This is a genomic window from Kribbella sp. NPDC000426 (assembly GCF_040300265.1).
GTDB lineage: Bacteria > Actinomycetota > Actinomycetes > Propionibacteriales > Kribbellaceae > Kribbella.
Map to the genome: position 1 here is coordinate 444,746 of NZ_JBEPDK010000005.1, position 25,876 is coordinate 470,621.

The 25,876-nt window shown below is 68.9% G+C and carries 26 protein-coding genes; 13 read left to right on the forward strand and 13 right to left on the reverse strand.

Going from position 1 to position 25,876, the window contains the following annotated elements:
- Nucleotides 1-24 precede the first annotated feature (24 nt).
- The 6 genes from ABT313_RS26255 to ABT313_RS26280 all read left to right on the forward strand — a co-directional run bounded on the left by ABT313_RS26255 (nucleotide 25) and on the right by ABT313_RS26280 (nucleotide 7,896).
- Nucleotides 25-1,092 (forward strand): hypothetical protein, encoded by a 1,068-nt coding sequence (locus ABT313_RS26255; RefSeq protein WP_350859122.1) that lies wholly within the window; start codon nucleotides 25-27, stop codon nucleotides 1,090-1,092.
- Nucleotides 1,089-3,437 (forward strand): serine/threonine-protein kinase, encoded by a 2,349-nt coding sequence (locus ABT313_RS26260; protein ID WP_350859125.1) that lies wholly within the window; start codon nucleotides 1,089-1,091, stop codon nucleotides 3,435-3,437. Before ABT313_RS26255 ends, ABT313_RS26260 begins: the two co-directional genes overlap by 4 nt.
- Complete coding sequence (locus ABT313_RS26265) at nucleotides 3,422-4,510, forward strand: protein phosphatase 2C domain-containing protein (protein ID WP_350859128.1); 1,089 nt, start codon at nucleotides 3,422-3,424, stop codon at nucleotides 4,508-4,510. The genes ABT313_RS26260 and ABT313_RS26265 overlap by 16 nt, the downstream gene beginning before the upstream one ends.
- Nucleotides 4,511-4,525: 15 nt before the next feature.
- On the forward strand, nucleotides 4,526-5,803 hold the full coding sequence (locus ABT313_RS26270; RefSeq protein ID WP_350859131.1) for a vWA domain-containing protein: 1,278 nt from the start codon (nucleotides 4,526-4,528) through the stop codon (nucleotides 5,801-5,803).
- Nucleotides 5,800-6,534 (forward strand): FHA domain-containing protein, encoded by a 735-nt coding sequence (locus ABT313_RS26275; RefSeq protein WP_350859134.1) that lies wholly within the window; start codon nucleotides 5,800-5,802, stop codon nucleotides 6,532-6,534. The genes ABT313_RS26270 and ABT313_RS26275 overlap by 4 nt, the downstream gene beginning before the upstream one ends.
- Before the next feature lie 174 nt (nucleotides 6,535-6,708).
- The gene (locus tag ABT313_RS26280; RefSeq protein WP_350859136.1) at nucleotides 6,709-7,896 is read left to right on the forward strand and encodes a Fic family protein; all 1,188 of its coding nucleotides are present in this window, start codon (nucleotides 6,709-6,711) and stop codon (nucleotides 7,894-7,896) included.
- Between the two features lie 19 nt (nucleotides 7,897-7,915).
- On the opposite strand, the gene ABT313_RS26285 is transcribed toward ABT313_RS26280, so the two are convergent.
- A complete protein-coding gene (locus ABT313_RS26285; RefSeq protein WP_350859139.1) occupies nucleotides 7,916-8,368 on the reverse strand; it encodes a hypothetical protein in 453 nt (150 codons plus the stop codon).
- A 100-nt stretch (nucleotides 8,369-8,468) separates the two neighbouring features.
- Nucleotides 8,469-9,407: a GNAT family N-acetyltransferase gene (locus tag ABT313_RS26290; RefSeq protein ID WP_350859142.1), complete on the reverse strand. Its 939-nt coding sequence runs from the start codon at nucleotides 9,405-9,407 to the stop codon at nucleotides 8,469-8,471.
- A 214-nt stretch (nucleotides 9,408-9,621) separates the two neighbouring features.
- On the opposite strand from ABT313_RS26290, the gene ABT313_RS26295 reads away from it, so the two are divergent.
- The gene (locus tag ABT313_RS26295) at nucleotides 9,622-10,026 is read left to right on the forward strand and encodes a guanyl-specific ribonuclease (protein WP_350859145.1); all 405 of its coding nucleotides are present in this window, start codon (nucleotides 9,622-9,624) and stop codon (nucleotides 10,024-10,026) included.
- A gap of 65 nt (nucleotides 10,027-10,091) precedes the next feature.
- Complete coding sequence (locus ABT313_RS26300; protein ID WP_350859148.1) at nucleotides 10,092-11,087, forward strand: glycoside hydrolase family 6 protein; 996 nt, start codon at nucleotides 10,092-10,094, stop codon at nucleotides 11,085-11,087.
- Nucleotides 11,088-11,163: 76 nt separating this feature from the next.
- On the opposite strand, the gene groL is transcribed toward ABT313_RS26300, so the two are convergent.
- A complete protein-coding gene (gene groL / locus ABT313_RS26305) occupies nucleotides 11,164-12,789 on the reverse strand; it encodes a chaperonin GroEL (protein ID WP_350859151.1) in 1,626 nt (541 codons plus the stop codon).
- Nucleotides 12,790-13,021: 232 nt separating this feature from the next.
- Between groL and ABT313_RS26310 the strand changes: the two genes are divergently transcribed.
- Nucleotides 13,022-13,606 carry a GNAT family N-acetyltransferase gene (locus ABT313_RS26310; protein ID WP_350859154.1) on the forward strand — a complete coding sequence of 195 codons (585 nt, stop codon included), beginning with the start codon at nucleotides 13,022-13,024 and terminating at the stop codon, nucleotides 13,604-13,606.
- Here the strand turns inward: ABT313_RS26310 and ABT313_RS26315 are convergent.
- The 4 genes from ABT313_RS26315 to ABT313_RS26330 are packed head-to-tail and all read right to left on the reverse strand — an operon-like array spanning nucleotide 13,566 to nucleotide 15,552.
- Nucleotides 13,566-13,901: an MmcQ/YjbR family DNA-binding protein gene (locus ABT313_RS26315; RefSeq protein ID WP_350859157.1), complete on the reverse strand. Its 336-nt coding sequence runs from the start codon at nucleotides 13,899-13,901 to the stop codon at nucleotides 13,566-13,568. The two genes, ABT313_RS26310 and ABT313_RS26315, sit on opposite strands and share 41 nt — an antisense overlap.
- Before the next feature lie 34 nt (nucleotides 13,902-13,935).
- The gene (locus ABT313_RS26320; protein WP_350859159.1) at nucleotides 13,936-14,769 is read right to left on the reverse strand and encodes a PASTA domain-containing protein; all 834 of its coding nucleotides are present in this window, start codon (nucleotides 14,767-14,769) and stop codon (nucleotides 13,936-13,938) included.
- Nucleotides 14,766-15,257, reverse strand: a complete 492-nt coding sequence (locus tag ABT313_RS26325) for a SigE family RNA polymerase sigma factor (RefSeq protein ID WP_350859162.1) — start codon at nucleotides 15,255-15,257, stop codon at nucleotides 14,766-14,768. The genes ABT313_RS26320 and ABT313_RS26325 overlap by 4 nt, the downstream gene beginning before the upstream one ends.
- A gap of 49 nt (nucleotides 15,258-15,306) precedes the next feature.
- On the reverse strand, nucleotides 15,307-15,552 hold the full coding sequence (locus ABT313_RS26330) for a PASTA domain-containing protein (RefSeq protein WP_350859165.1): 246 nt from the start codon (nucleotides 15,550-15,552) through the stop codon (nucleotides 15,307-15,309).
- Nucleotides 15,553-15,842: 290 nt separating this feature from the next.
- Here ABT313_RS26330 and ABT313_RS26335 point away from each other — a divergent pair, with 290 nt between their 5' ends.
- On the forward strand, nucleotides 15,843-16,193 hold the full coding sequence (locus tag ABT313_RS26335) for a PspC domain-containing protein (RefSeq protein WP_350859168.1): 351 nt from the start codon (nucleotides 15,843-15,845) through the stop codon (nucleotides 16,191-16,193).
- Nucleotides 16,194-16,268: 75 nt separating this feature from the next.
- Here ABT313_RS26335 and ABT313_RS26340 read toward each other — a convergent pair whose 3' ends face one another.
- The gene (locus ABT313_RS26340; protein WP_350859171.1) at nucleotides 16,269-17,234 is read right to left on the reverse strand and encodes a glycerophosphodiester phosphodiesterase; all 966 of its coding nucleotides are present in this window, start codon (nucleotides 17,232-17,234) and stop codon (nucleotides 16,269-16,271) included.
- Between the two features lie 169 nt (nucleotides 17,235-17,403).
- Here ABT313_RS26340 and ABT313_RS26345 point away from each other — a divergent pair, with 169 nt between their 5' ends.
- Nucleotides 17,404-19,125, forward strand: a complete 1,722-nt coding sequence (locus ABT313_RS26345; RefSeq protein ID WP_350859174.1) for an ABC transporter ATP-binding protein — start codon at nucleotides 17,404-17,406, stop codon at nucleotides 19,123-19,125.
- Nucleotides 19,122-20,858, forward strand: a complete 1,737-nt coding sequence (locus ABT313_RS26350) for an ABC transporter ATP-binding protein (protein WP_350859177.1) — start codon at nucleotides 19,122-19,124, stop codon at nucleotides 20,856-20,858. The genes ABT313_RS26345 and ABT313_RS26350 overlap by 4 nt, the downstream gene beginning before the upstream one ends.
- A gap of 32 nt (nucleotides 20,859-20,890) precedes the next feature.
- Here the strand turns inward: ABT313_RS26350 and ABT313_RS26355 are convergent, their stop codons facing one another.
- The 3 genes from ABT313_RS26355 to ABT313_RS26365 form a co-directional block, all read right to left on the reverse strand.
- Nucleotides 20,891-21,433, reverse strand: coding sequence for a 23S rRNA (adenine(2058)-N(6))-methyltransferase Erm(C) (locus tag ABT313_RS26355; protein WP_350859180.1), 543 nt, complete (start codon nucleotides 21,431-21,433; stop codon nucleotides 20,891-20,893).
- Between the two features lie 61 nt (nucleotides 21,434-21,494).
- Nucleotides 21,495-22,652, reverse strand: a complete 1,158-nt coding sequence (locus ABT313_RS26360) for a CapA family protein (RefSeq protein ID WP_350859182.1) — start codon at nucleotides 22,650-22,652, stop codon at nucleotides 21,495-21,497.
- A 72-nt stretch (nucleotides 22,653-22,724) separates the two neighbouring features.
- On the reverse strand, nucleotides 22,725-23,009 hold the full coding sequence (locus tag ABT313_RS26365; RefSeq protein WP_350859185.1) for a helix-turn-helix domain-containing protein: 285 nt from the start codon (nucleotides 23,007-23,009) through the stop codon (nucleotides 22,725-22,727).
- A gap of 64 nt (nucleotides 23,010-23,073) precedes the next feature.
- Here ABT313_RS26365 and map point away from each other — a divergent pair, with 64 nt between their 5' ends.
- Nucleotides 23,074-23,841 (forward strand): type I methionyl aminopeptidase, encoded by a 768-nt coding sequence (gene map / locus ABT313_RS26370; RefSeq protein WP_350859188.1) that lies wholly within the window; start codon nucleotides 23,074-23,076, stop codon nucleotides 23,839-23,841.
- Between the two features lie 30 nt (nucleotides 23,842-23,871).
- Here the strand turns inward: map and ABT313_RS26375 are convergent, their stop codons facing one another.
- A complete protein-coding gene (locus ABT313_RS26375; RefSeq protein ID WP_350859190.1) occupies nucleotides 23,872-24,996 on the reverse strand; it encodes an Rv2578c family radical SAM protein in 1,125 nt (374 codons plus the stop codon).
- Between the two features lie 38 nt (nucleotides 24,997-25,034).
- On the reverse strand, nucleotides 25,035-25,868 hold the full coding sequence (locus ABT313_RS26380; RefSeq protein WP_350859193.1) for an NmrA family NAD(P)-binding protein: 834 nt from the start codon (nucleotides 25,866-25,868) through the stop codon (nucleotides 25,035-25,037).
- Nucleotides 25,869-25,876: the final 8 nt, after the last annotated feature.

Here is a 25,876-nt window from a genome sequence, read left to right on the forward strand (position 1 = left end):
TCGGCTCCTCCGCCGCCTGGGCGGATGGGGAGCAGTGTTGCGGCGACGGAGTTGCTGTCTTTCCTCGGTGCGCTTGGGGAGTGGCGGGATCGGCGGAAGGCTGAGCTGGACGAGCTTGATCAGGCGGCGCTGCACTCGCCGGATGCGGATGCGTTGAGTGCAGATGTCGTGCTCAGCATGACTGTGTGGAAGGCGGTCTCGGATCGGTACGAGTTGATCCTGGTGACGTGGGACTCGGGGCGGGTCGGACCGACGGAGACCGAGCGGATCTCGGCGCTGATCTGGGGCGGGCTGGATGCCGGCGGCGCGGGCGGATCGCTCGCAGTCTCGTTGCCTGAGGCATGCAAGTTGTCGGATGCGCTGGCGGCGACCCTGCGCGGGAAGCTGGCGCTGGAGCCCGGTGACGCCGACCTGGCTGCTCGGCTGCGGCAACTGCGAGCGCAGGTCGAGCGGATCAGCGACCTGGTGAAACTAGAGCCTGCGAACGTCCGCGACCAGGCACTCGCCACCCACCACGACCTCGATCGCCGCCTCACAGATCTTGCCGACCGCAACAAACGCGGCGCGGACATCGGCGGTCTGATCGGCCCGTTCGAGATCGACGCCGCCCGCACCGAACGCGACCTGATCGTCGGCGCCGCCACCCGCAAGGAACGCGCCGCCGACGTCGCCCGGGCCCGGACCCTACGCGGCGAGCTCGAAGCGCAAGGCACGGCGGTCCGCGCGCTCGCGGACAAGGCTGTCGCCGCGGTCACGCCGGCCCCGCGCCTCGCCGTACCGGATGTCACTGCGCTGGGACCGGTGCCGAACACGCCGTCCGAGCTGGAGAAGTACCTGACCCGGCTGGACGCCGTACGGCGGGCGCTCGGTCAGGCGCAGGCGGCGTACGGCGCCGCGCTGGGCAAGCGTGACGAGCTGACACAACTGCTGGACGCCTATCAGGTGAAGGCGGCAAGTGTTGCCAAGGGCAACGAAGATCTCGCCGAGCTGTACCGGCGCGGCCGCGCGGTGATCGAGGCTGAGCCGGTGGACCTGGCTCGCCTCGGCGCACTGGTAGCGGCCTACCAGGCCTACCTGGAAGGGACGAAATGACGACCTGCACTCAACCGGGCTGCACCGGCTCCATCGTCGACGGGTACTGCGACGTCTGCGGCTCACCCGCCGCACCGAGCCAGGCCGCGAGTGCCCCGGCGACCGGTGCCTGCACGCAGCCCGGCTGCACCGGCACGTACGTCGACGGGTACTGCGACGTCTGCGGCTCCCCTGCTTCCGCCAGCGCGAACGCCGCCCCGGACCCGGACCCGGACCCGGACCCGATCAGCTCGGTCTCGACCGTCTCGCGCGCATCGAACCGCCTGGCCTCCACACCGCTCGGCTCGGCCCGCGCCGCCCAGGCCGGCTCGAAGCTGACCCGCAAACTCGGTACGTCGTCCACCCGCCTCCGCGGAGCACGACTCGGCGCCGGGCTGACGCACGTACCATCGATCCCCGCGATCGACGCCAGCAAAGCGATCCTGGCCAACCCGATGGTCCCCGAGGACCGTCGCAACTGCCCCAACTGCGGCAACCCTGTCGGCCGCTCCCGCGACGGCCAGCCCGGCCGGACCGAGGGCTTCTGCCCGCACTGCCGCAGCCGGTACTCGTTCTCGCCCAAGCTGAAGGCCGGCGACCTGGTCGGCGGGCAGTACGAGGTGCGCGGCTGCCTCGCGCACGGCGGCTTCGGCTGGATCTACATGGCCCAGGACCGCAACGTGTCCAACCGCTGGGTGGTCCTGAAGGGTCTGCTGAACTCCGAGGATCCCGACGCCGTCGCGGCGGCGATCGCCGAGCAGCAGTTCCTGGCCCGGGTCGAGCACCCGCTGATCGTCGAGATCTACAACTTCGTCACCCACGACGGCGCCGGCTACATCGTGATGGAGTACGTCGGCGGCACCTCGCTGAAGACGTTGCTCAAGCAACGGATGATTGCCAACAACGGCCAGTACGACGCACTCCCGATCGACCAGGCCATCGCGTACCTGCTGGAGATCCTGCCCGCGTTCTCCTACCTGCACGATCTCGGCCTGGTGTACTGCGACTTCAAGCCGGACAACATCATCCAGGTCGGCGACGCGGTCAAGCTGATCGACCTCGGCGGCGTCCGCCGGATCGACGATCTCGACTCGGCGATCTACGGCACGGTCGGCTTCCAGGCGCCCGAGGTGGCCGAGGTCGGCCCGTCCGTTGCCTCCGACATCTACACGCTCGGCCGCACGCTGTGCGTGCTGGCGATGGAGTTCCGCGGCTACCAGGGCCGGTACGTCGACTCGCTGCCGCCGGTGGGCGAAGTACCGCTGTTCCAGAAGTACGACTCGGTGTACCGCCTGCTGGCGAAGGCGTGCGCGAAGGACCCGGCGGACCGCTTCCAGTCCGCCGACGAGTTCCGCGTACAGCTTCTCGGCGTACTGCGTGAGGTCGTGGCAGACAAGCAGGGCGTCAAGGCGGCCCAGCACTCCGCGTCGTCGCTGCTGTTCGGCACTCCGGGTGACAAGTCGACCGGGCTGGGAGACGTGGCCGAGCCATGGCAGCAGCTGCCGTCGCTGGTGCCGGACGAGAGCGACAAGATGGCTGGCTGGCTGAAGACCGTCAGCGTGCCGGATGCGGCCAAGCGGCTCGAGCTGCTGATCGACGCGCCGGAGCAGTCCGCGCAGACGCTGCTGGAGGTCGCGGAGGCCGCGCTGGAGGTTGGACCCGAGCGCTACGACATGGTGGACACCGCGGTCGCCGACCTGCTCAACGCCGACCCGTGGGAGTGGCGGGCGGTCTGGATGGCCGGACTGGTCGCTCTGGCTCGCGGGGACTCGGCCGCTGCGCAGTCCGCGTTCAACGCCGTCTACGGCCAGGTGCCAGGCGAGCTGGGGCCGAAACTGGCGCTGGCGATCGCCTGTGAGCACAGCGGCGAGTACGACGTTGCCGAAGGCCTCTACCTGACCTGTGCGCGCACGGACGCCAACTACATCGCACCGTCCGCGTTCGGCCTGGCCACGATCCGTACGTCGCGCAACGACCTCGACGGTGCGCTCGGCGCGCTGGACCTGGTCCCCCGCACCAGCGGCGCGTATGTGCGTGCCCGTCGCCAGCGAGCCGGTCTGCTGGCAGGATCGGGGCGTGGCCTACCCGCGCTCGCCCAGGCGATGGACAGCATCACCGCGCTGACCATCGACCCGGTCGACCGGGCCAACCTGGCCGCGGACGTGTTCCGGACCGCGCTGGCCGAGGTCCAGCAGTCCGGTCCGCAGGAGGCTCTGCGGATCGACGGGCGGGCGGCGACCGAGTCGGCCCTGCGGGACGGGCTCGAGGCGACCTACCGGTTGCTGGCCGACCAGGCCGAGACCCGGCCGGAACGGATCGCCCTGGTCGACCAGGCCAACGAGGTTCGAGGATGGACGTTGCGATGACGAGTACGACGGAGTCGACTGGGACGGTCTGCCCCAGCTGTGGCGGTCCGGTGTCCGAGGCCGATCGCTTCTGCGAGGCCTGCGGCGCCGAGCTCACCCCGGCGGCTGTGACCGCTGGGGCCGCACCCAGCTCGACGGCCCTGGACACCGACACCGAGCCGACGATCGAGATCACCGCGGCCACGGTCGAGGAGGCCGGTCCGTGCAAGTCGTGCGGCGGCGTCGTCGGCGCGGACGGGTACTGCGAGACGTGCGGGGTCAAGGCCGCGAAGGTCCGGGACCACTTCGAGGAGCAGCCCGCGCCGTGGGTGGCCGGCGTGTGCGACCGCGGCATCCGGCACAGCCGGAACGAGGACGCCATGGCGATCGCAGCGGACGCTGAGCCTGGCAGCCGGGCACTGCTCGTGGTCTGCGACGGTGTCAGCTCGTCGCTCGACTCCGACGTGGCGTCACTGGCCGCGGCCCGGGCAGCGTGTGAGGTGCTCCAAGCCGGGCACGCACAGGGGCTTGGAACGGACTCGTCAAGGGGCAGTGCGATCGCTGCGCGACTCAAAGCAGCGGCTGACGCGGCGAGTGACGCCGTACTGGACAACACGAGTCCCGACAGCCCCAACCCGGCGTCCTGCACGTTCGTGGCAGCGGTCCTGGAGGACGGGCTGCTCGTAGCGGGCAATGTCGGAGACAGCCGGGCGTACTGGTTCCCTGACGACGCTGAGGCGGTCGCACTGACCGTCGACGACTCGTGGGCGGCCGAGCTGATCGCCACGGGCATCTCGCGCGAGGAGGCCGAGTCCGGTCCGCACGCGCATGCGATCACCCGCTGGCTCGGCAAGGACGCGCCGGACCACACCCCTCGGACCACGACGCTGCACGTCACCGGGCCGGGCTGGCTGGTGGTCTGCTCGGACGGTCTGTGGAACTACTGCTCCGAGGCGGCACCGCTGGCCGACCTCATCCGTCAGACAGCTGCGGGGTGTGGTGGCGAGCCGAGGGCCACCGCGTCCGCACTGGTCGACTGGGCCAACGCCCAGGGCGGCCAGGACAACGTCACCGTCGCGCTCGCACGCGTATAAGGAGAGGGACCCGAGATGGCCGACTTCACCGCCAGCGTCTACCAGAACGAGTTCCTGCCCGACGGCGGGACCGACGTACACGCGATCGTCACGGTGAACTGCACAGGCGCCGGCGCGGCCGGCCAGTCCGGTAGCGGAGACGCGGGCGAGATCATCATCGTCGACACGTCCGGCTCGATGGGCCGCGACGGCGTGCAGGCAGCGGCGTACGCCGCGCAGACCGCGCTCGACCAGATCCTCGACGGGGTCTGGTTCGCGGTGATCTCCGGCAACGACCGGGCGCAGCTGGCGTTCCCGCCATCCGCGGAGCCGGTGATGGTCAGGATGGACCCGTACACGCGGCAGGCGGCCAAGGACGCGGTGTCCCGCTTCTACGCCGACGGCGGTACGGCGATGGGCACCTGGCTGCGACTGGCCTCGCGGGTCTTCGCGACCGTGCCGTCGCTGTCCCAGAAGCACGCGATCCTGCTGACCGACGGCGAGAACCAGCACGAGACGCCGGAGGCGCTGACCCAGGCGATCGAGTCCGTGACCGGCCAGTTTCAGTGCGACACCCGCGGCGTCGGCGTGGCCTGGCAGGTGGACGAAGTACGGCGGATCGCGCAGGCGCTGCTCGGCACCGTCGACATCATCCCGGCGCCGGACCAGCTGGCCGCGGAGTTCTCCAAGCTCATCCAGAACGCTATGAGCCGCGGAGTCGCTCAGGCGGACCTGCGGGTGTGGGCGCCGCAGGGTGCCGAGGTGCTGTTCGTACGGCAGGTCGCCCCGACGGTCGAGGACCTGACGTCCCGTCGTACGGCGGTCAACCCGCTCACCGGCTCGTATCCGACCGGCTCGTGGGGTGACGAGTCCCGCGACTACCACGTAGCGATCCGGCTGGCTGCGAAGGCGATCGGGCAGGAGCAGCTGGCTGCCCGGGTGCAGCTGGTGATCGGCGACCAGACCGTCGCGCAGGGTCTGGTCAAGGCGCTCTGGTCGGCCGACGAGGCGCTCACCACCCGCATCAGCCCGGAGGTCGCGCACTACACCGGGCAGACCGAGCTGGCGCAGGCGATCCAGGACGGTCTGGCCGCCAAGGCCGCCGGTGACACCGCGACCGCGACCACCAAGCTTGGCCGGGCGGTCCAGCTCGCGGCCGCGACCGGCAACGAGGAAGCCACGACGCGGCTGCGCAAGGTTGTCGACATCGACGACCAGGAAACGGGTACGGTGCGGCTGAAGCGGACCGTGGAGAAGGCCGACGAGATGGCGCTCGACACGGCCTCCACCAAGACCACCCGGGTGAAGAAATGACCGTCAACTGTCCGAGTGGGCACCCGTCCACCTCGACCGACTACTGCGACGTCTGCGGGCTGCCCATCGGCGCCGCTGCCACTCCGGAGGCAGCCGCCGTACCTGCGTCCGCCGTCGCCGCGCCTGGTCCGGCTGTCACGCCGGCCCCGGCCCCGGCCGGTCAGTCGTGCCCCAACTGCCAGGAGCCGGCGTCTGCCGACGCACTGTTCTGCGAGAACTGCGGCTACGACTTCACGACCGGCACCATGCCGCGGGCCGCGTCCCCGCTGGACCTCCCGTCGGCCGGGCCCACACCGCCTGCACCGCCCGCTCCTGTCGCGGACTGGGTCGTCGAGCTGTGGGTCGACCCCGACTGGTACGCCGTACAGCAGAGCGACGACCCGTGTCCGTCGCCCGGTCTGCCGAAGGTGATCCCGTTGACCGAGAAGAGCCTGCTGATCGGGCGTCCGTCGCGCAGCCGGAACATCAACCCGGAGATCGACTGCGGTGACGACACAGGCGTCAGCCGCCGCCAGGCGCAGCTCACCACGGACGGCCAGCGCTGGTGGGTCGAGGACCTCCAGTCCTCCAACGGCACGTACGTCGCCTCCGCCGCCGGGCCGCTGCCCGAGGACCCGATCATCCCCGGCCAGCGCCAGGAGCTGAACCCGGACGACCGCATCTACGTCGGCGCCTGGACCCGCCTCGTCGTCCGCAAAGCCACCCCGGAAGAACAAGCCGGCCAGGCCTGAAATCTGCGCCGGAACCTGGGCTTACATTCAGCTAAGTCCAGGTTGTTAAAGTAACCTGGACTTAAAAGAGAGGAAGTCCAGGTCTTGAGCCAGCAGATCACGGCTATCTGGCGGGCGAATTCGGATGCCTTCGGTCCGCGCAAATACCGGCGGCCGTGCGAATACACCGCGTACGTGCCCGATCTTCTGCGTGCCCACGCTCTGGACCTGAGCACGGAACTGGCGGCCGATGTCGCCGACACAGAGCGAGCGCTCGCCGCATTCGAGGGGGCGCCGGACCACGGACTCGAACAACTTGCTCGCTTCCTGCTGCGTGCGGAGGCGGTGGCGTCGTCCAAGATCGAAGGTCTGCAAGTCAACAGCAGGCGCCTGGCGCGCCATGAGGCGCGGGTCGCGGCCGGTATACCCGACCGGGATACCACCGCAGACGCCGTCCTGGGCAACGTACTGGCCATGCAGCACGCAGTGGACAAGGTTGCAACCGCCGCGGCCGTCGAACCGCAGCACCTGCTCGACATCCACTCGGCGCTGATGGAGCACTCGGACCGGCCGGACATCGGCGGTCACGTTCGCAGTACACAGAACTGGATCGGCGGGAACGATTTCAACCCGTGCCAGGCAGTATTCGTACCACCTCCACCCGACTACCTTCCGCAACTGCTCGATGATCTCTGTGACTTCATCAACCGAGACGACCTCCCCGGCACGGTTCAAGCGGGGCTCGTGCACGCGCAGTTCGAGACCATCCATCCCTTCGCTGACGGCAACGGCCGTACTGGCCGCGCTCTGATCCAGGTCGTCCTCAAGCGCCGTGGCCTGGCCCAGAACTACGTGCCGCCGATCAGCCTCGCTCTTGCCACTCGAGCCGCCGCCTACGTCGGGGCTCTGACCCGGTTCCGGTATGTCGGTGACGCTGCCGGCCAAGAAGCCCTCGCCGGCATCCGCGATTGGCTCGATCTGTTCCTCAGCGCCGTCCGACGAGCGACTGCCGACGCCGTGAACCTGCAAGGCCTACTCGAGCAGGTGCAGCGGGACTGGCGCACGAGCGCGCGTCCTCGGAGCGGAAGCGCGGCGGATCGGCTGCTGTCCCAATTGATCGCCAACCCCGTCGTGACCGCAGACGATGTCATCCGACTGACCCAGGCCAGTCGGTCCGCCGCCTTCGCGGCAATCGACAGTCTCGCGGCCAGCGACGTGATCCGGCCAGTTGGCGACCAGCAGCGCTACCGAATGTTCGAAGCCCCTCGCGTCTTCGAGGTGCTGACCGACTACGAACGCGCGGCCGCAACCGAGTCCGGCGACACCCGGGAGGAGCGGCCGAAGCGAGCGGTCCCCTACCGACAGGATTCACCCAAAACCTAGGCAAGTTTGCGGCATCTCCTCACACGCCGTGAGGTAATTGCGTCCAGGTCGGTGACGGGTTGAAGCAGAGCCATTCGATGATGGTTGAGCCGACGACGATCGGGATCGCCCAGGTCCACGGGTGGTGCGGGAGGCTGACGACCGCGACGGCGGTCAGGAGTGCGACCCAGCCCCCGCCGTACCCGCGCAGGACACCGCGGTACCAGAGGCCGCCGGGCGCCTCGGCGGAGCGCTGGCCGAGGTAGACGAACAGGTACGACGCGATGGTGATCGGCCAGAAGTACCAGAGCCGGCCCCAGTCGTACGGGACCATCACCAGCGCGGTCAGACAGACCAGCGCGATCGTCCAGTGGTAGACCTCGCCCGCCCAGTTCAGCCCGCGCCGCCGCAACGTCAGCACGATCGCGAGCGGGCCGAACAGGACACTGAGAATCCCTGCCGCCACATGCAGAATCAACGCGATGTCACGCATCGCCGCGACTCCCCCGCTCCCCGCTCCCCCCGGAGCTATCTGACATGTCAGGGAGCATAGGGGGCGGGGCGTCGCTCGTCAGTACCTCGGCCGGGCGAGTTCAGCTCTCCGGGAAGGACAGGACCCGACGGACTGCGAAGTTCCGATATCCCATGCGTTCAAAGGACTTCGCCATCGGCACGTTGCCGAAATCGGTGTCGGCTCTGATGTGCTCGGCGCCCAGCTCGGCGTGCATGTGGGTGATCTCGGCGAGCAGCTCGTCGATGTACCGGTGACCGCGATGCTCCGGCAAAACGCCGAGGTACCCGACCGTCGGTCCCCCCGCATTCGCCGACGGAAGCGCGAACCCGATCAGCTTGCCGTCCTCGTTGTACGCAAGCCGCCACCAATCCCGGTCGCTGTTCGGCATCGACTTGTAGAGGTCGAGCTCCTCGCGAGCTGCGGCCTCGACCCCGACCCGCGCGATCTCCCGCGCCGTGGCGGCGTCCAGACTGCCCTGGCTGACCTGCATGAACACGTCGACGAACGCCTCGTCGTCGGCCGGCTCGAACCGCAGCCGGGTGGAACGCGGCGGCAGGCCGTCCTCCGGCCTCCACTCGTACCGCAGCCGGTCGGTGATCGCGGTCAGCCCGGCCGCCGCAGCCGCCTCGGCCCGCGGCTCGAGACCCGCGACGACGTCCGGCTGCTCCTGCCAGTCGCTGTCGAGGAAGAAGTGGTACTCCGGTTGCTCGGCATCGGCCGGCCTCGCCGCCAGGGCGTGCTTGATCAGCTCGGTCCACGCCGGGACCGGGTCGCCGTCGCCGGCGTAGTACAGGCCGTCGATACTGAACGGCAGTTCCTCGCCCGGGGCGCCCCACCAGATGGCGAGCGCCCGGATCACGCCGTCCTCCTCGACGACCCAGGTCCACTCGTCGCGGTAGTAGCCGGCGGCAACATATTCGACGTACCGCTCGTGGGTCACGGTGTTGACGGACTTCTGCTGCTCGATCAGAGCAAGGATGGTGTCGAGGTCGGCCTCGACGGTGGTGCGAATCGTCACAGATCCTCCAGCAGGAGGCGCGGATCCGCTCAGTGCGAGCTGTGGGAGCGGACCGGGTGCGCCGGGAAACAAGTCGGTGTGCTCATCGGTCGCTCCTTCCACTCCAAGGTTGGTCTCGCCGGGGGAGACTCTAAGGGCCGGACGGGGTCATAGTCCACCTGTTATTCACACCTGGGATGTACGAACGTTTGTTTGCCGGGGAAGCGTTCCAGACATGAGAACCCTCATCGCCGCCGTGGTCCTGGCGACCACCGCCGCCTTCGGCACCACGGCCTACGCCGCCCCGACCACCGCCCCCACCTCCAGCAGGTACGTCGTCAGCGCGATCGACACCTGTGCGCTCAGCTCGCTGCCGTCGCAGGCCGCCGACACCCTCGGCCTGATCCACTCCGGCGGACCGTTCCCGTACCGGCAGGACGGGACCGTCTTCCAGAACCGCGAGGGCATCCTCCCGGACGAGTCGAGCAGCTACTACCACGAGTACACCGTGAAGACGCCCGGCTCGTCGGACCGCGGCGCCCGCCGGCTGATCGGCGGCGGCGCGACCACCGACCCCGAGCACCTCTACTACACCGGCGACCACTACGCCTCGTTCTGCGAGGTCGACGAGAACAGCTGAACCCCTGAGAGTAGTCTCGTCGGCACGTTGAGTGATCACTCCATGGACGGAAGGACGCCTCACCGATGCCGACTCTGCGACCCGACCGTGCTCGTCCTCAGGGCCGTGCCGGCCGTGTTGGCCGTTTGGTAGCTGCCGGTCTGGCGCTGTCCGCGGCGCTGCTCGCCTTCGGCCGGCCCGAGCCCGGGCTGGCCGAGGCGACCGGCGACCCGCTGAAGCTGACCGACGGGTTCTACGTCGACCCCGCCTCGGCCGCGGCGGCCTACGTACGACGGCATCCCGAGGACACCGAGCTCGCGTCGAAGATCGCCGGGCAGGCGTCGGCGCGCTGGTTCGGCGTGTGGAGCGGGGACGTGAAGGCAGCCGTTGCGACGTACACGATGGCCGCGGACCGGGCCGGCAAGCTGCCGGTGCTCGTCGCGGACAACCTCCCCGGCGGACCGTGCGGGGTCGGCGGTGGCGCAGCGTCGGAGGCGGCGTACCGGGCTTGGATCGGCGGCTTGTCGGACGGTATCGGCGTACGTCCCGCCGTCGTCGTGCTCGAGCCGGACGCGCTCGCGCGACTCGACTGCTTCCCGCCGGCGGAGTGGGACGGCCGGATCGCGATGCTGAAGTACGCCGTTGGGCTGCTCGCGGCGAAGAATGTGAACACCTGGGTGTACCTCGACGCCGGGAACGTGGCGTCCGGCGACCCGAAGGAGATGGCGCGCCGGCTCCGGCTCGCCGACGTCGGGAAGGTCCGCGGCTTCGCGCTGAACACCGCGAACTACTACACCACGGCCCAGTCGGTCACCCGCGGTACGGCGATCCTGCAGGCGCTGGGCGGCGGGTCCCACTTCATCGTCGACACCAGCCGCAACGGCAACGGCTCCAACGGCAGCTCCTGCAACCCACCGGCCCGCAAACTCGGTACTGCGCCGGTCGAGGCAGCCTCCCCGGTGGACCTCCAGCTCTGGCTCCGCACCCCGGGCGAGTCCGACGGCCCCTGCGGGCTCACCCCCACGCTCCCCGTCCGCACGTTCTCCGCGGTGCTGGCCCACCACCTCATCGCCGGCACCTAGACGTCCCACAAAGCAAGCGGTCCCGAGCCTGAGGCTCGGGACCGCTTGTTGTGTGCTGTGCTGTCGGACTACTGGATCAGAAGTCCATGCCGCCCATGTCGGGCGCGCCACCCGGAGCGGCCGCGGCCTTCTCCGGCTTGTCGGCGATGACGGCCTCGGTGGTGAGGAACAGGGCCGCGATCGACGCTGCGTTCTGCAGCGCGGAGCGCGTCACCTTGGCCGGGTCGATGATGCCGGTCTTGATCAGGTCCACGTACTCACCGGACGCGGCGTTCAGACCGTGACCCGGCTCGAGGTTGCGAACCTTCTCCACCACGACGCCGCCCTCGAGGCCGGCGTTCACGGCGATCTGCTTGAGCGGAGCCTCGACGGCCTGGCGCACGATCTGCGCACCGGTCGCCTCGTCACCCTCGAGCTCCAGCTTCTCGAACGCCGCGACGGACGCCTGCAGCAGAGCCACGCCGCCACCGGCGACGATGCCCTCCTCGACGGCCGCCTTCGCGTTGCGAACGGCGTCCTCGATGCGGTGCTTGCGCTCCTTCAGCTCGACCTCGGTGGCCGCGCCGACCTTGATCACCGCAACACCGCCGGCCAGCTTGGCCAGGCGCTCCTGCAGCTTCTCGCGGTCGTAGTCGGAGTCCGACTTCTCGATCTCGGCGCGGATCTGGTTGACCCGGCCGCCGATCTGGTCCGCGTCGCCCTCGCCCTCGACGATGGTCGTCTCGTCCTTGGTGACGACGATCTTGCGGGCCTGGCCGAGCAGCTCCAGGTCGACCGAGTCGAGCTTGAGACCGACCTCCTCGGAGATCACCTCGCCGCCGGTGAGGACGGCGATGTCGACCAGCATGGCCTTGCGGCGGTCACCGAAGCCCGGCGCCTTGACGGCGACGGCCTTGAAGGTGCCCTTGATCTTGTTGACGACCAGGGTCGCCAGCGCCTCGCCCTCGATGTCCTCGGCGATGATGGCCAGCGGCTTGCCGGTCTGCATGACCTTCTCCAGCACCGGGACCAGGTCCTTGATGCTCGAGATCTTGCTGTTCACGATCAGGATGTACGGGTCGTCGAGGACGGCCTCCATCCGGTCCGTGTCGGTCACGAAGTACGGCGAGATGTAGCCCTTGTCGAAGCGCATACCCTCGGTGAGCTCGAGCTCGAGGCCGAAGGTGTTGCTCTCCTCGACGGTGATGACGCCTTCCTTGCCGACCTTGTCCATCGCCTCGGCGATGATCGAGCCGACCTGGGTGTCCGCGGCCGAGATGGACGCGGTCGCCGCGATCTGCTCGCGGGTCTCGACCGGCTTCGCGAGCGACAGCAGCTGCTCGCTGACGGCCTCGGTCGCCTTCTCGATGCCCTTCTTCAGGCCCATCGGGTTGGCGCCGGCCGCGACGTTGCGCAGACCCTCGCGGACGAGAGCCTGGGCCAGCACGGTGGCCGTGGTGGTGCCGTCACCGGCGACATCGTCGGTCTTCTTGGCAACTTCCTTGACGAGCTCGGCCCCGATCTTCTCGTACGGGTCCTCGAGCTCGATCTCCTTGGCGATGGAGACACCGTCGTTGGTGATCGTGGGGGCGCCCCACTTCTTCTCCAGCACGACGTTGCGGCCCTTCGGGCCGAGCGTCACCTTGACGGCATCGGCGAGGGTGTTCATCCCCCGCTCGAGGCCACGGCGCGCCTCTTCATCGAAAGCAATCAGCTTGGGCATTCTCCGCGAGTCCTCCCGCGTCGAGTCTTTGTGGTCCAGCCGGCCCGGATGCCCGCGACGGACGGCACCGGCCCGCGACGCTCATGTCCCGCCACGCTCCGGCACCTCATCGAGGCCGTCTTCTTGCACACTCCGAGGCACGAGCACTTATCACTCTCGCCCTTGGAGTGCTAACCAAGTATTAGCACTCGACCCAAACGAGTGCAAGCCAGGCCCCGGCTACGGTGAACCCATGGTGACGCTGCGTCCGGCCGCCCCGGACTCCTGGCCCGACGTCGCGGCGGTGATGGGTGAGCGCGGCGACCCCTCCCGCTGCTTCTGCCAGTACTTCCGCCTCCGCGGCAAGGCCTGGTCCGACAACCCGCCGGCCGCCAACCGTGCGCTGCTCGAGACGCAGGTCGTCGACGGCGAGCGTCCTCCCGGCGTCCTGGCCTACGACGGAGGTACGCCGGTCGGCTGGTGCGCGGTCGCCCCGCGGACGGCGTACCCGCGGGTCGTCGCATCGCCCAACTGGCGCACCGACCACCCGGACGCGTGGGTGATCACGTGCTTCGTCGTACCGGTCGGCCACCGCCGCCAGGGAGTCGCCGCGGAACTGGTGTACGGCGCTGTGGAGCTGGCCGGCTCGTACGGCGCCACCGTGGTCGAAGCCTGCGCCGTCGACACCGGCGTGGCCGGCCGGGTGCCGTCCGCCGACCTGTACCGCGGCCCGCTGTCGGTCTACCTCAGCGCCGGCTTCACCGAGGTCAGCCGCACCAGCCCGCAGTGGGTCCTGGTCAGGCGGTCAGCTGGGCAACCAGGTACTTCGGGGCGGTGAGGCGGTACGCCTCGGTGATGAGCTCATGCAGCTCCTCGCCGTCAGCCAGCTCGAGCCGGATGAGCACCCAGGCGAACCGGCCACCGGCCCAGGACGGCGCATACGCCTCCGGATCCTCCGCGACCAGCGCTTCCTGCTCCTCCCGGAGAGCCTTGAGATGCAGGTGGGTCTGATCCTCGGACATGTAGGCGAAGCTCTTGTTCCGCACCTTGAAGACAGGCTGTCCCGCCCACCCCTCATGCTCCTCGGCGCCCGGCAACCCCGCCATCACCTTCACCACCGCCTGCGCATCCATACCCCCACGCTAGGCACCGCCACCGACAGTTTCCTCAGCGCGCGATCGTGACGGTCACCGTCGAGCCGACGGGCAGCATCGTGCCCACAGCAGGCGAAACACCCAGGACCGTGCCGGCTGGGTAGCTGGGCGACTTCACTCGGTTGTACTGCACCTTCAGGCCGGCTGTAGTCAGCAGCGGCGCATAGCTGCTCACGAGCGGGCCGGTCGGCGGGCCGACGTCTCTCAACGGACTCAGGACGCCGGCCTCGCCCGGCATAATCTGAATCCGCTGGAGTAGGTGGTCGACCTCCGCAGCGCTCGTGGAGGATTCGGCGCGGAACCACACCTTGAGGGACGGGATACTCACTGTCCCGTCACAGGTCGTCGTGTTGCGCTTGGGGTAGTTGGACGTCGAGCAGGTCGTCTGCTGCCGCTCGGCGCGTACTCCGCCGATCTGGAACCTCTCGTCGGCACGGAAGTCTGCTCGCGGGCTTCCGTAGTACAGCCCCACGCTCTCGACCCCAGCCGGACGGAAGGCCATGCAGTAGAGCGCCGCGCTCGGGTCGTCGATCAGAACCGTGTCCTGCATCGGAGTACCGCACCGGCTCTCGTTGGTCGGCCACTCCGCCGGGACAGCGATGGCCGCGTGACCGAAGCCGACCAGCCTCATCGCCGGAGCGACGGGAGCTGGTGACGTGACCGGAGCGCGAGATGTCAGCAGGGTCGACCCGGCGATGACGGCCCCGACAGCTACTACGGTCGCGGCGACGAGCCCCGCAGTACGGCGGTGGCGTCGGCGGGCTGCTCCGGCGTACAGGGTGTCCAGTGGGGGCGGGCCGACCGGGGTTTGCTCGGCGGTGCGTTCCAGCAGGTCTGTCAGCTTCATCGGGGGTCTCGCAGTTCTGCCAAATGTGGGTCCTGTGCGAGGGCCTTCACTGCACGGGACAGGCGGCTCTTGACTGTGCCGGCGGCTACACCCAGGACAGTCGCCATCTGTAGTTCGGTCAGGTGCGCGTAGTACCGCAGTACGACCGCTGTCCGTTGGTCGTCGGGCAGTCCGTCGAGTGCGCGCATCACGGCGTCGGTTTCATCGATGCCGGCGGTCGGATCGACGTCCGCGTGCTCAGGGAGTACCTCGGACGGTCTCTCTCCGTGCCAGCGGCGCCGTCTGGAGGAGCGGAAGCAGTTGACCAGGACCCGGTGCACGTAGGCGTCGCGGTCGTCAGCTGCGCGGACGCGGTTCCACCTGACCAGGCAGCGCTCCAGTGCGGTCTGAACGAGGTCTTCAGCTTCCGGCGGGGTACAGCCGAGCAGAACCGCACTACGCACCAGCGTCGGCCAGCGTGCGGTCACATACTCGCTGAAGTCGTCCATACCCCCTCCTCACCCCTACAGACAGGGTGATGTGCACTGCAGGTTCCCTCTACTTGATGACTGTCAAGGTGACTGTCTCGCCTGGAGTCAGGAGGGTTCCTGGGGACGGGTAGATGCTGACCAGGCGGCCAGGCTTGTAGACAGTCGATGTCCTGGTGCTGATCTCGCTCCTGAGCCCCAGCTCGCGGAGGCGCTGGGCGTACGCCGTACCGGCCCGGCCGTCGTCGAGCGACCGGGAGCTGGGTACGCCGACCCTGTCCGGCAGGATCTCGATCCGCGCGAGGATCTCGTTCACCGTGCCCGCACTGGTGGACGAAGAGGCACGGAACCAGACGTGCAACGAAGGCAGGCCGACTGCACCCCAACACACCCCGTCGCTCGCACAGGTCGTCCGACGGCGCTCGGCCCGTACTCCGTTCAACGATGCCAGCACGCTGCGGGTCCTACTGGTGCGCACGGGCTCCACACCCCTAAGTGTGAGTGCTGACGGCGTACTCCGATAGCGAAAGTCGTCAGGGGTGGATCAGGGGTCGGTCGGTACGGATCCGGATGCCGCGGGCGGTCGGGAAACGGGACAGTGGAGCCATGACGAACTCCAACGCACCGTTCCAGAACCTGTCCGGCAAGGTCCTCCGTCGTTCCTCGAACCAGCGGATGCTCTCCGGTGTCTCCGGCGGCATCGCCGAGTACCTCAACATCGACGTGACGCTGGTCCGCCTCGGCTGGGTCGGCCTGACCCTCATCACCGGCGGCGCCGCGATGATCGGCTACGCGGTCGCGTGGATCGTGATCCCGGAGTCCGACGGCAAGGCCGTGTGGCAGAACGTTCAGCAGTCGGTCAACCAGAACCAGCACCAGGACGCGACCGAGAACGACATCGCCTCCCGCATCTACGACGACACCACAACCACCAACAACAAGCCCCCGGCCGCATGACCCTCTCTGCGCCATCGAACGGCGCAGAGACCCCGGCGGGGTGATCGCACCGGCGGTCACCCCGCCTGCGGCTGTCTAGACCTTCAGGGCCGGCCTGCGGAGTGCTGCCAGCGCCTGGTCCGGGTGGTCCGCGAAGACCCCCTGCAGCCCCAGCGCGGCGAAGCGCTTCAGCTCGGTCGCATAGTCGGTCGCAGTAGGCAGGAAGCGGCGCTCCGCCCGGAACGTCCAGGCCTGCACAGCCAGACCGACCCGGTGAGCCTGCTCCACCAGACGAGTCGGCTCCCCCAGACACCCGTCCGCAGTCCGTGGAATGACCAGGTCCTTGTGCGGCGCCAGCACCTGGGCGTACGTCGCGATCTCCCGCAGTCCGGCCGGCTCGATCAGGTCGGCGTACGTGCGACCGTCACCGGTCCGCAGGAAGTCGTTCGGCGCGCTCTCGGAGTCGATCAGCTGCACCAGCGGCACCCGCGTCATCACCGACAGCCGTCGCAGGCTGCTCGGCTCGAACGACTGCACCATGATCTCGCCGTCGCGCAGTCCGAGCGCGAGGATCCGCTCGGTCAGCAGCTCCTCCAGCGGCAGTCCGAGCCGCCGGAAGTACGCCGGATGCTTGATCTCCGGGATCACCCCGATCGGATGACCGAGCCGCGCCGACTCCCAGCGTGCCAGCCCGACCACCTCGTCGAAGGTGGGGATCGCCTCCAGGCCGTCGTACGCCGTGTTGCTCGCCCGGAGTGCTGGCATCCGTTCCCGGGCACGCAGTGTGCGTAGCTCAGCCAGCGTGAAGTCCTCGACGAACCAGCCGGTGACTGCTGTCCCGTCAACGATCTTGGTGATCTTCCGGTCCGCGAAGACCGGGTGCTCGGCGACATCCGTCGTACTCGAGATCTCGTTCTCGTGCCGGCAGACCAGGATGCCGTCGAGGGTCGCGACCAGGTCCGGTTCCAGGTAGTCGGCGCCCTGTGCCGCGGCCAGCCGGTAGGCCGCCGGTGTGTGTTCCGGGCGGTAGCCACTCGCTCCCCGATGCGCGATCACCAACATGGATCCAGGACAGGGGCCGGACATTGCCCGACGGGAACCCGTTGCCCAACGCAAGGTGAAGCTCTACCGACTGTCACCGTCATGCCCGCGGCGGTGCCGTTCGGAGCGTCCACAGGTGCGAGTAATTCGCATGCGGACTGTCGGAGGCGCGACCTAGCCTGAGGGGGCCATGAGACAACTTCCGCTCGCCGATCCAGGCTTCCCGATTCATCGTTCGCCGGCCCGCTACCTGTGGTGGGTCGCCGGCGGTCAGGCCCGCACGCTCGCCGGCGGGATGGCCTTCGGCATTCTGTGGATGGGCGCGCAGGCGTTCATCCCGGCGATCCTCGGGCGGGCGATCGACGAGGGCATCGCGGCGCAGGACGGCAAGCGGCTGCTGCAGTGGACCGCGCTGCTGTTCGCGGTCGGTGTGGTGCAGGCGCTGGCCGGCATCATGCGGCACCGGTTCGCGGTGACCAACTGGCTGATGGCGGCGTACCGGACCGTCCAGGTGGTGACGCGGAAGTCGGCCCACCTCGGGGCGACGCTGCCGAAGCACCTGGCCACCGGCGAGGTCGTCAGCGTCGGCGCGGGCGACCTGTCCTACATCGGCAACCTGATGGAGGTCTCGGCCCGGTTCGCGGGTGCGATCGTCGCGTTCGTCGTGGTGGCCGCGATCCTGCTCTCGTCGTCGACGGCGCTCGGCCTGGTGGTGCTCATCGGCGTACCGATCATGCTCTTCGGCCTCGGGCCGATGCTGCGGCCGCTGCACCGGCGGCAGTCCGCGCAGCGCGAGGCTGTCGGCGAGCTGAACTCGTTGGGTTCGGACATCGTGGCCGGGCTGCGGGTGCTGCGCGGTATCGGCGGCGAGGAGTCGTTCTCCCGGCGATACCGGAGTGAGTCGCAGGAGGTGCGGAAGGCGGGTGTGCGCGTCGCGGGCATCCAGTCGATGCTGGACGCTGCCCAGGTGCTGCTGCCGGGGATCTTCGTGGTCCTCGTGGTCGGCCTGGGTGCGCACTTCGCGCTGCGCGGCGATCTGAGCGCCGGGTCGCTGGTGGCCTTCTACGGGTATGCAACGTTCCTGGTGCTGCCGCTGCGGACGGCGACGGACTTCGCCAACCAGCTGATGCGTGGGCTGGTCGCGGCGGGTCGAGTGATCCGCGTGCTGAAGCTCGAGCCGGACGTCACCGATCCCGCAGCGCCGCTGCAGCTGCCCGGCCACGGCGACCTGGTCGACCCGGTCTCCGGCGTCCGTGCGCGCGACGGACTGCTCACTGCGGTCGTCTCCGCCGAGCCGGACAGCTACGCCGAGCTCGCGGACCGCCTCGGGCGGTACGACGATGCCAGCGAGGTCAGGTACGGCGGCGTGACGCTGGCCAGCGCTACCCGGGCGGACGTGCGGGAGCGGATCCTGGTCAGCGACACGGGCTCCCAGATGTTCACCGGAGTACTGCGGACCGAGCTGGACCCGGACGGCCGCCGTACCGATGACGAGCTGATGGCCGCGCTGCGCACTGCGTCTGCCGAGGACGTGTTGGTCGCGCTTCCGGACGGGCTCGACTCCGAGGTCGAGGAGAAGGGCCGCTCGTTCTCAGGTGGTCAGCGTCAGCGGCTGGTGCTCGTGCGGGCGCTGCTCGCGGACCCGTCCGTGCTGGTCCTCGTCGAGCCGACGTCGGCCGTCGACGCCCACACCGAGGCGCGGATCGCGGACCGGCTGCGGGACTACCGGCCCGGCCGGAGCACCGTCGTACTGACCGCGTCCCCGCTGCTGCTCGACCGCGTCGACGAGGTGATCTTCGTTGCCGCCGGCCGGGTGGTTGCCACCGGCAAGCACCGTGAACTGCTCGAGAACGAGCCGCAGTACCGCCGTACCGTGACCCGCCAGACCGAAGAAGAGGAGGCCCTCCGATGAGGCAGATCCTGCCCGTTGCCGGGCCGGCCGAGATTCGGCAGCACGCCCGCCGGCTGGCGCGCCGGCACCCGCGCAGCCTGCTGATCGCACTAGTGCTGCATGTGCTGGCGGCCGTGTCGGGGCTGGCGGCGCCACGGCTGATCGGCAACCTGGTGGAGGACGTGCAGCACGGCACGACCGCCGCGAAGGTCAACGAGGTCATCGTGGTGATCGCGGTCTTCATCGTCGCGCAGTCGCTGTTGACCCGCTGGGCGCGGTACCGCTCGTTCGCGCTGGGCGAGCAGGTGCTGGCCGAGCTGCGTGAGGAGTTCGTGGACAACGCTCTGGCGCTGCCGATCGGCACGGTGGAGCGGGCCGGCACGGGCGACCTGCTGTCGCGGACGTCGCGGGACGTCGACACGTTGTCGCGGACGGTGCGGTTCGCCGTACCGGAGACGATCATCGCGTTCGTCACCGTGATCTTCACGGCTGTCGCGACGGTGCTCGTCGGGGTGTGGGTGCTGGTGCCGCTGGTCGCGATGGTTCCGCTGCTGTGGCTGAGCACGAAGTGGTACCTGCGGCGCGCGAAGGACGGTTACCTTCGCGAGAACGCGGCGTACGCACAGATGACCAGCTCGCTCGCGGAGACGGTCGAGGGTGCGCGCACGGTCGAGGCCTTGCGGCGGTACGACGATCGCGTACGCCGCGGAGACGTGGACATCCGCGGGTCGTATCTTGCCGAGCGGTACACTTTGTTCCTGCGGACCGTGTACTTCCCGGTCGCCGAGCTGGGCTATCTCGTGCCGGTAGTCGGCACGCTGCTGTTCGGCGGGTGGCTGCACCTGAACGGTCATGCTTCGCTCGGCGCGGTGACAGCCGCCGTGTTGTACGTGAACCAGCTGATCGATCCGGTGGACCGGTTGCTGTCGTGGCTGGACGAGCTCCAGTCCGGTGGTGCCGCGTTCGCCCGGCTGCTGGGGATCAGCGACGTACCGGACGACAGGACGCCGTCGGGGAAGGAGCCGTCGTCGGAGCTGGTCGAGGCGCGCGATGTGCGGTTCTCGTACGTCGACGGTCGCGACGTACTGCACGGTGTCGACCTGACCATCCAGCCTGGTGAGCGGATCGCGATGGTGGGACCGTCCGGCGCCGGCAAGTCGACGCTGGGACGGTTGGTCGCGGGCATCCACCCGCCACGGACTGGTTCGGTGACCGTCGGCGGTGTCGGCATGACGGAGCTACCGCTGGACGAGCTCCGCAAGCAGGTTGCACTGGTCACGCAGGAGCACCACGTCTTCGTCGGCACGCTCCGGGACAACCTGTCGATGGCGCGTCCGGCGGCTTCCGACTCCGAGTTGCTGGAGGCGTTGGCAGCAGTCGACGCGCGTGAGTGGGCGCAGGCGCTGCCGGACGGGCTGGACACGCGAGTCGGCTCCGGCCAGCTCGCGCTCACACCTGCCCAGGCACAGCAGCTGGCACTGGCCCGCTTGGTCCTGGCTGACCCACACACGCTGGTGCTCGACGAGGCCACCTCCCTCATCGACCCCCGTGCAGCTCGCCACATGGAGCGCTCGCTGGCCGCCGTACTAGAAGGCCGCACAGTCATCGCGATCGCCCACCGCCTCTACACGGCCCATGACGCCGACCGCGTAGCAGTAGTAGAAGACGGCCAAATAACAGAACTAGGCAGCCACGAAGACCTAGTAGCCCGCCAGGGTTCCTACGCCGCCCTCTGGACCTCCTGGCACGGCTGATGCAAGACCCCCGCCATGTCGGCGGGGGTCTTCTAGCGTTTGCGTAGTTGGAGGACTGATGAATCTACGTGTGGGGGTGGGGTAAAAGCCCTGCGGGGAAGGCGGAGCCCGATCGACGGGTCGTAGTAGCGGTACCACCGGTTGGCGCCCGGCGCCTCGCCGCGAGCCCACCGGTTCGCCACCTGCCGCTGGAGCACGAGGTCCGCCGACACCAGGCGTGAACCCGGCGCGAGCAACCGCTTCAGCAGCAACGTAGAGATGTTGTACGGCGGACTGGACACCACCCGGAACGGCCGCGACGGCAACCGAAGATCACCGGCATCGGCACGAACCACGGTCACCGGCGCATCCGCGAACCGCTTCCGCAACCGATCGGCACGACCCGGATGGAGTTCGACCGCGACCACCCGGGCACCGGCCCGGACCAGCGGTGCAGTCAGCGCACCGAGCCCGGCCCCGACATCGAGGACGAGCTCACCGGGCTTGATCCCGGCCGCGTCCACGACCCGTTGGGCCCAACGACTATCGAGCGGATGCCATCCCCAGGCACCCCTCGCCTGCCCGGAGCCGGGCACGACGGACCATCACGAAGTACGTAATCATGCAACGGACCCTAGACCGTCGAACCCCAACCACTCAAAGCATTTTCGGCGCCGCACCCAGCGACAGAACCGTCTCCGTCGTCCGCTGCTGCGCCAGCTCGAGCCGGCTCTTCTTCGCCACCGACGTGCCCTTCGCGAGCTCCCGCCGTACGTCGAGAACCCGTACCGGCAGCACGTCGGTCATCAGCAGCGGCGCGAACTCGGCCTGCTCGGTCGACCATCGATCGCCGTCACGCTTGAACGTGAACCGGGTGAGCAGCCCTTCCGCCTTCCTGCTCTCGGGTTCGCGATGCGCGGCCACCAGGTTGCCCAGCCCGTACGCGACCCACTTGCCGTTGATCTGCTCCATCGGCTGCACGACATGCGCATGGTGACCGATCACCAGATCAATGTTGCTATCAGCAAGCAGTTGCGGCGCGACCTCCCGCTGCTGGTCGTTCAGCTTGCTCGAGTACTCCGTACCCCAGTGGCAGCTGACCAGCACGAGATCGGCGCCGCGGTCCTTCGCCTCCTGCGCCTTGCGGGCGATCGTCTTCGCGTCGATCGTGCCGGCACGCCAGGTCTGACCGTTCGGGTACGGCAACCCGTTGAACCCGAACGTGAAACTGAGCGACGCGATCTTCACCCCGCCAACGTCGACGATCGTCGTCTGCTCCGCCTCGGCCCGCGATCGCGCCGTACCCGCATGCTTCAACCCCGCCTTCTCCAACGTGTTCAGGGTCCGGTCGACCCCGTTCGCGCCGCCGTCGAAGCTGTGGTTGCTGGCCGTCGTGCACAGGTCGTACCCGGTCTGCTTGAGCGCGGTCGCGATCTGCGGCGGCCCCTGGAAGAGGGGGTAGCCGTGGTACGGACCGCCGGCAGGTGCGAGCGGAGTCTCCAAGTGCGCGATGGCCAGATCCGCCTTCTGCACAAGGGGTTTCACGCTTCTCATCAGCGGCGCGAAGTCCCACTCACCGCCCTTGCCGTCCCGTTTCGCCGTCGTCCACAGACGCTCGTGAAGCAGTACGTCGCCGGTCGCAACCACGGTGATCCGATCAGTCTGATCACCGTGCTTCGGCTCCGTCGCCAGAGCGGTCTTCGGACCATGCTTGTCGGTGGTATCCGCGTAGGTGTCCGCGATACATCCGGTCGTCGCCATCGCCGCGGCGCCGGCCAGCAGGCCCCCGAGCACCGCACGTCGTCGTACTGCCATCCCCACCCCCTTTGTCGCCGATGAAGACGCAGGCCCGGGGGTGTTGGTTGGGACGGAGATCCGATCGTGTCCTTAGGCGATCAGATTCGAACTGCCGGCTCTGCTCTCGGGCCGACTGTCCTGGCAGGCGTCGACCAGATCGTCGAGGGAGATCTCGAGGGTGGCGGCGACGGCGGCCACCGTGAACAGCGCCGGGGTCGGGATGCGACCGGTCTCGATCTTGCGGAGCGTGTCGACCGAGACGCCGCACGCCGCAGCCACCTCGACCATGCTGCGCTCGCCGCGGGCCTCGCGGAGCAGACGGCCGAGCTGACGACCGCGTTCGCGGTCCCAGGTGGACAGAGGTGGTCGGACCATGAGTGTGATAATAGTACCGGTATAGTTATCCGGGGTAGTCGAGTCGTGAACGAGGAAGCAAACGATGGTCGAGTTGAAGACGGCGGCGGAGATCGAGCAGATGCGCGAGGCCGGGCGGGTCGTCGGTACTGCGTTGGCCGCGGTGAAGAAGCAGGCCGCGGCCGGGGTCTCGCTCCGCGAGCTCGACGAGGTCGCCCGGGACGTACTGCGTTCCGCCGGTGCGGTGTCGCTGTTCGAGGGGTACCAGCCGGGGTTCGCGACGTCGCCGTTCAGCGGGGTGATCTGCACGTCGGTGAACGACGCCGTACTGCACGGGTTGCCGAGTGACCTGCGCCTGGAGGACGGGGATCTCCTCAACGTCGACTGCGGCGCGTCGATCAACGGCTGGTGCGCGGACGCGGCGACCAGCTTCTGCGTGGGTACGCCGCGACCCGAGGACCTCGAGCTGATCGCGACCACCGAGGAGGCACTCGCCGCGGGGATCGCGACCGCCGTCGAGGGCAACCGGATCGGCGACATCAGCGCCGCGATCGGCCGCATCGGCAAGCGCGACAACGTCGGCACCAACCTCGACTTCGGCGGCCACGGCGTCGGCCGCCGCATGCACGAGGACCCCCACATCGCCAACGGCGGCCGCCCCGGCCGCGGCCTCAAACTCCGCGCCGGCCACGTCTTCGCCATCGAACCCTGGTTCTGGTCCGGCCCCGGCTCGACGTACGTAATCGACGAAGACGGCTGGACCCTCCGCTCCGCCGACCACACCCGAGGCGCCCACGCCGAACACACCGTCGCCATCACCCCCGAAGGCCCCCAAATCCTCACCCTCCCCTGACCACCACAGGGCAGCCGAAGTCTGCTGGCCTTAGAACAGGGGTTGTTGGGTTGGGGGTTCGGGGGGTGGGGACGGTCGGCGGGGTGGGGAGCGGAAGCGGGCGGTGGTGGGGTCTGGTTCACCCCAGCCGGAGTCGGAGATGGGGCCGGGGGCTTCGACGATGCCGGTGGGATGCATGCCGTTGATGGGTTTGGAGCGGTGGGAGGAGCCGCGGCCGAAGCCGTGCTTGTCGAGGAGGGGGCGGGCTTTGTCCTCGAAGGCTTTGCGGTAGCTGGGGCTGGCGTAGGAGCCGTGGGCGTACAGGGATTCGTAGCGGGAGACGAGGTCGGGGTGGTCGTGGGCCAGCCACTGCATGAACCAGCCTTTGACGCCGGGGCGTAGGTGGAGGATCAGGGTGGTTACGCCGGTGGCGCCGGCGTCGGCCAATTGGGCAAAGAGGTGGTCCAGCTGGTCCGCGGAGTCGGTGAGCCACGGGAGCACCGGGGCGACCATCACGCCGCATGGGAGACCTGCCTCGCGAATGGCTCGGATCAGGTCCAGCCGACCTCGGACCGAAGGGACACCGGGCTCGAGGCGGCGGCGCAGCTCTTCGTCGCCCAGAGCCAGCGAGATGCCGATGCCGACCCGGACCTCGGCGGCAGCCGCGGACAGTAAGTCCAGATCCCTGCGGAGCAAGGTGCCTTTGGTCAGGACCGACAGCGGTGTGCCGGAGGCGGCGAGCGCTTCGATGATGCCGGGCATCAGGCGATAGCGGCCCTCAGCGCGTTGGTAGGGATCCGTATTAGTGCCCAGGGCAACTTGTTCGTGACTCCAGGACGGGCGGGCGAGCTCGCGTCGGAGTACGTCGGCGACATTGGTCTTCACCACGATCTGCCGGTCGAAGTCCTGGCCGGTGTCGAGCTCCAGATACATGTGGGTCGGACGGGCGAAGCAGTAGCGGCACGCGTGTGTGCACCCGCGATACGGATTGACCGTCCAATTGAACGGCAGTCCCGTGCCTGGCACCGAGTTCAGCGCGGAGCGGGCGACGACCTCATGGAACGTGATGCCCTGGAACTCCGGCGTCGTCACCGACCGGACCAGGCCCGCAATCATCCCGAGCCCCGGCAACGTCCCCGGGGTCTCGACGTCGATTTGCTGACCGGCCCATCTCATGTCGTATAGTCGAACACATGTTCGAGCTCACAAGCAAGTCAGCGGAATGCGGCGGCGTTGGCCACCGCCCACTCGCGGTAGGTCACCGCGGGTCTGCCGATGAGCTCGGGCACCGCAGGCTCGGGCTTCATCGGATACTCCGCCATCATCCGGAAGCCATCAAGCAACCACTGCGCGGTCTCCAAACCGATGGCCGGCGCAAGCTCGTCGAGGTACTCCTGCGGCGTCTGCTCGACAAAGCGCACCGGACGTCCGATCGCCTCCGCGATCTGCTCGACCTCCTCCGGCGGCGTCAGAGCCTCCGGCCCGCTCATCATGATCTTCTCGCCGGTGAAGCGCTCCGACAGCAGCACCACCCGCGCGACCGCAGCGATGTCCGCCAGGTCGATCGGCGTCTGCACAGCCCCGGCGTACGGCGCTCGCACGACGCTCTCGGCCTTGATCGACGGCGCCCAGCCAAGCGTGTTGTTCATGAACTGCCCCGGCCGCAGGAACGTCCAGTCGAAGCCGCCCGCCTCGATCGCGCGCTCGATCCGGTAGTAGTGCCACGCCGACGGATCCCCCTGCGCCTCGTACTCGGCCGGCTCCCCCGAGAGCACGACGACTCGTCGCACACCCGCCTCCTGAGCGCTACGGACGAAGTCGTCGACGTACGCCGGAAGCGGCGCGAGGTAGACCGTGTCGATGCCGGCCAGCGCAGCCGGCAGCGTCGAAGACCTGCCGAGATAGCCGCGGGCGACCTCCACCTCGTCAGGCAAGGCCGCGCGGGCCGGGTTGCTGGTCAACGCGCGGACCGGCGCGCCCGCCGATACCAGTTCGTCCACGAGCAACCGGCCCACGCTGCCGGTCGCCCCTGTCACCAAGATCGTCATGCCGTTCC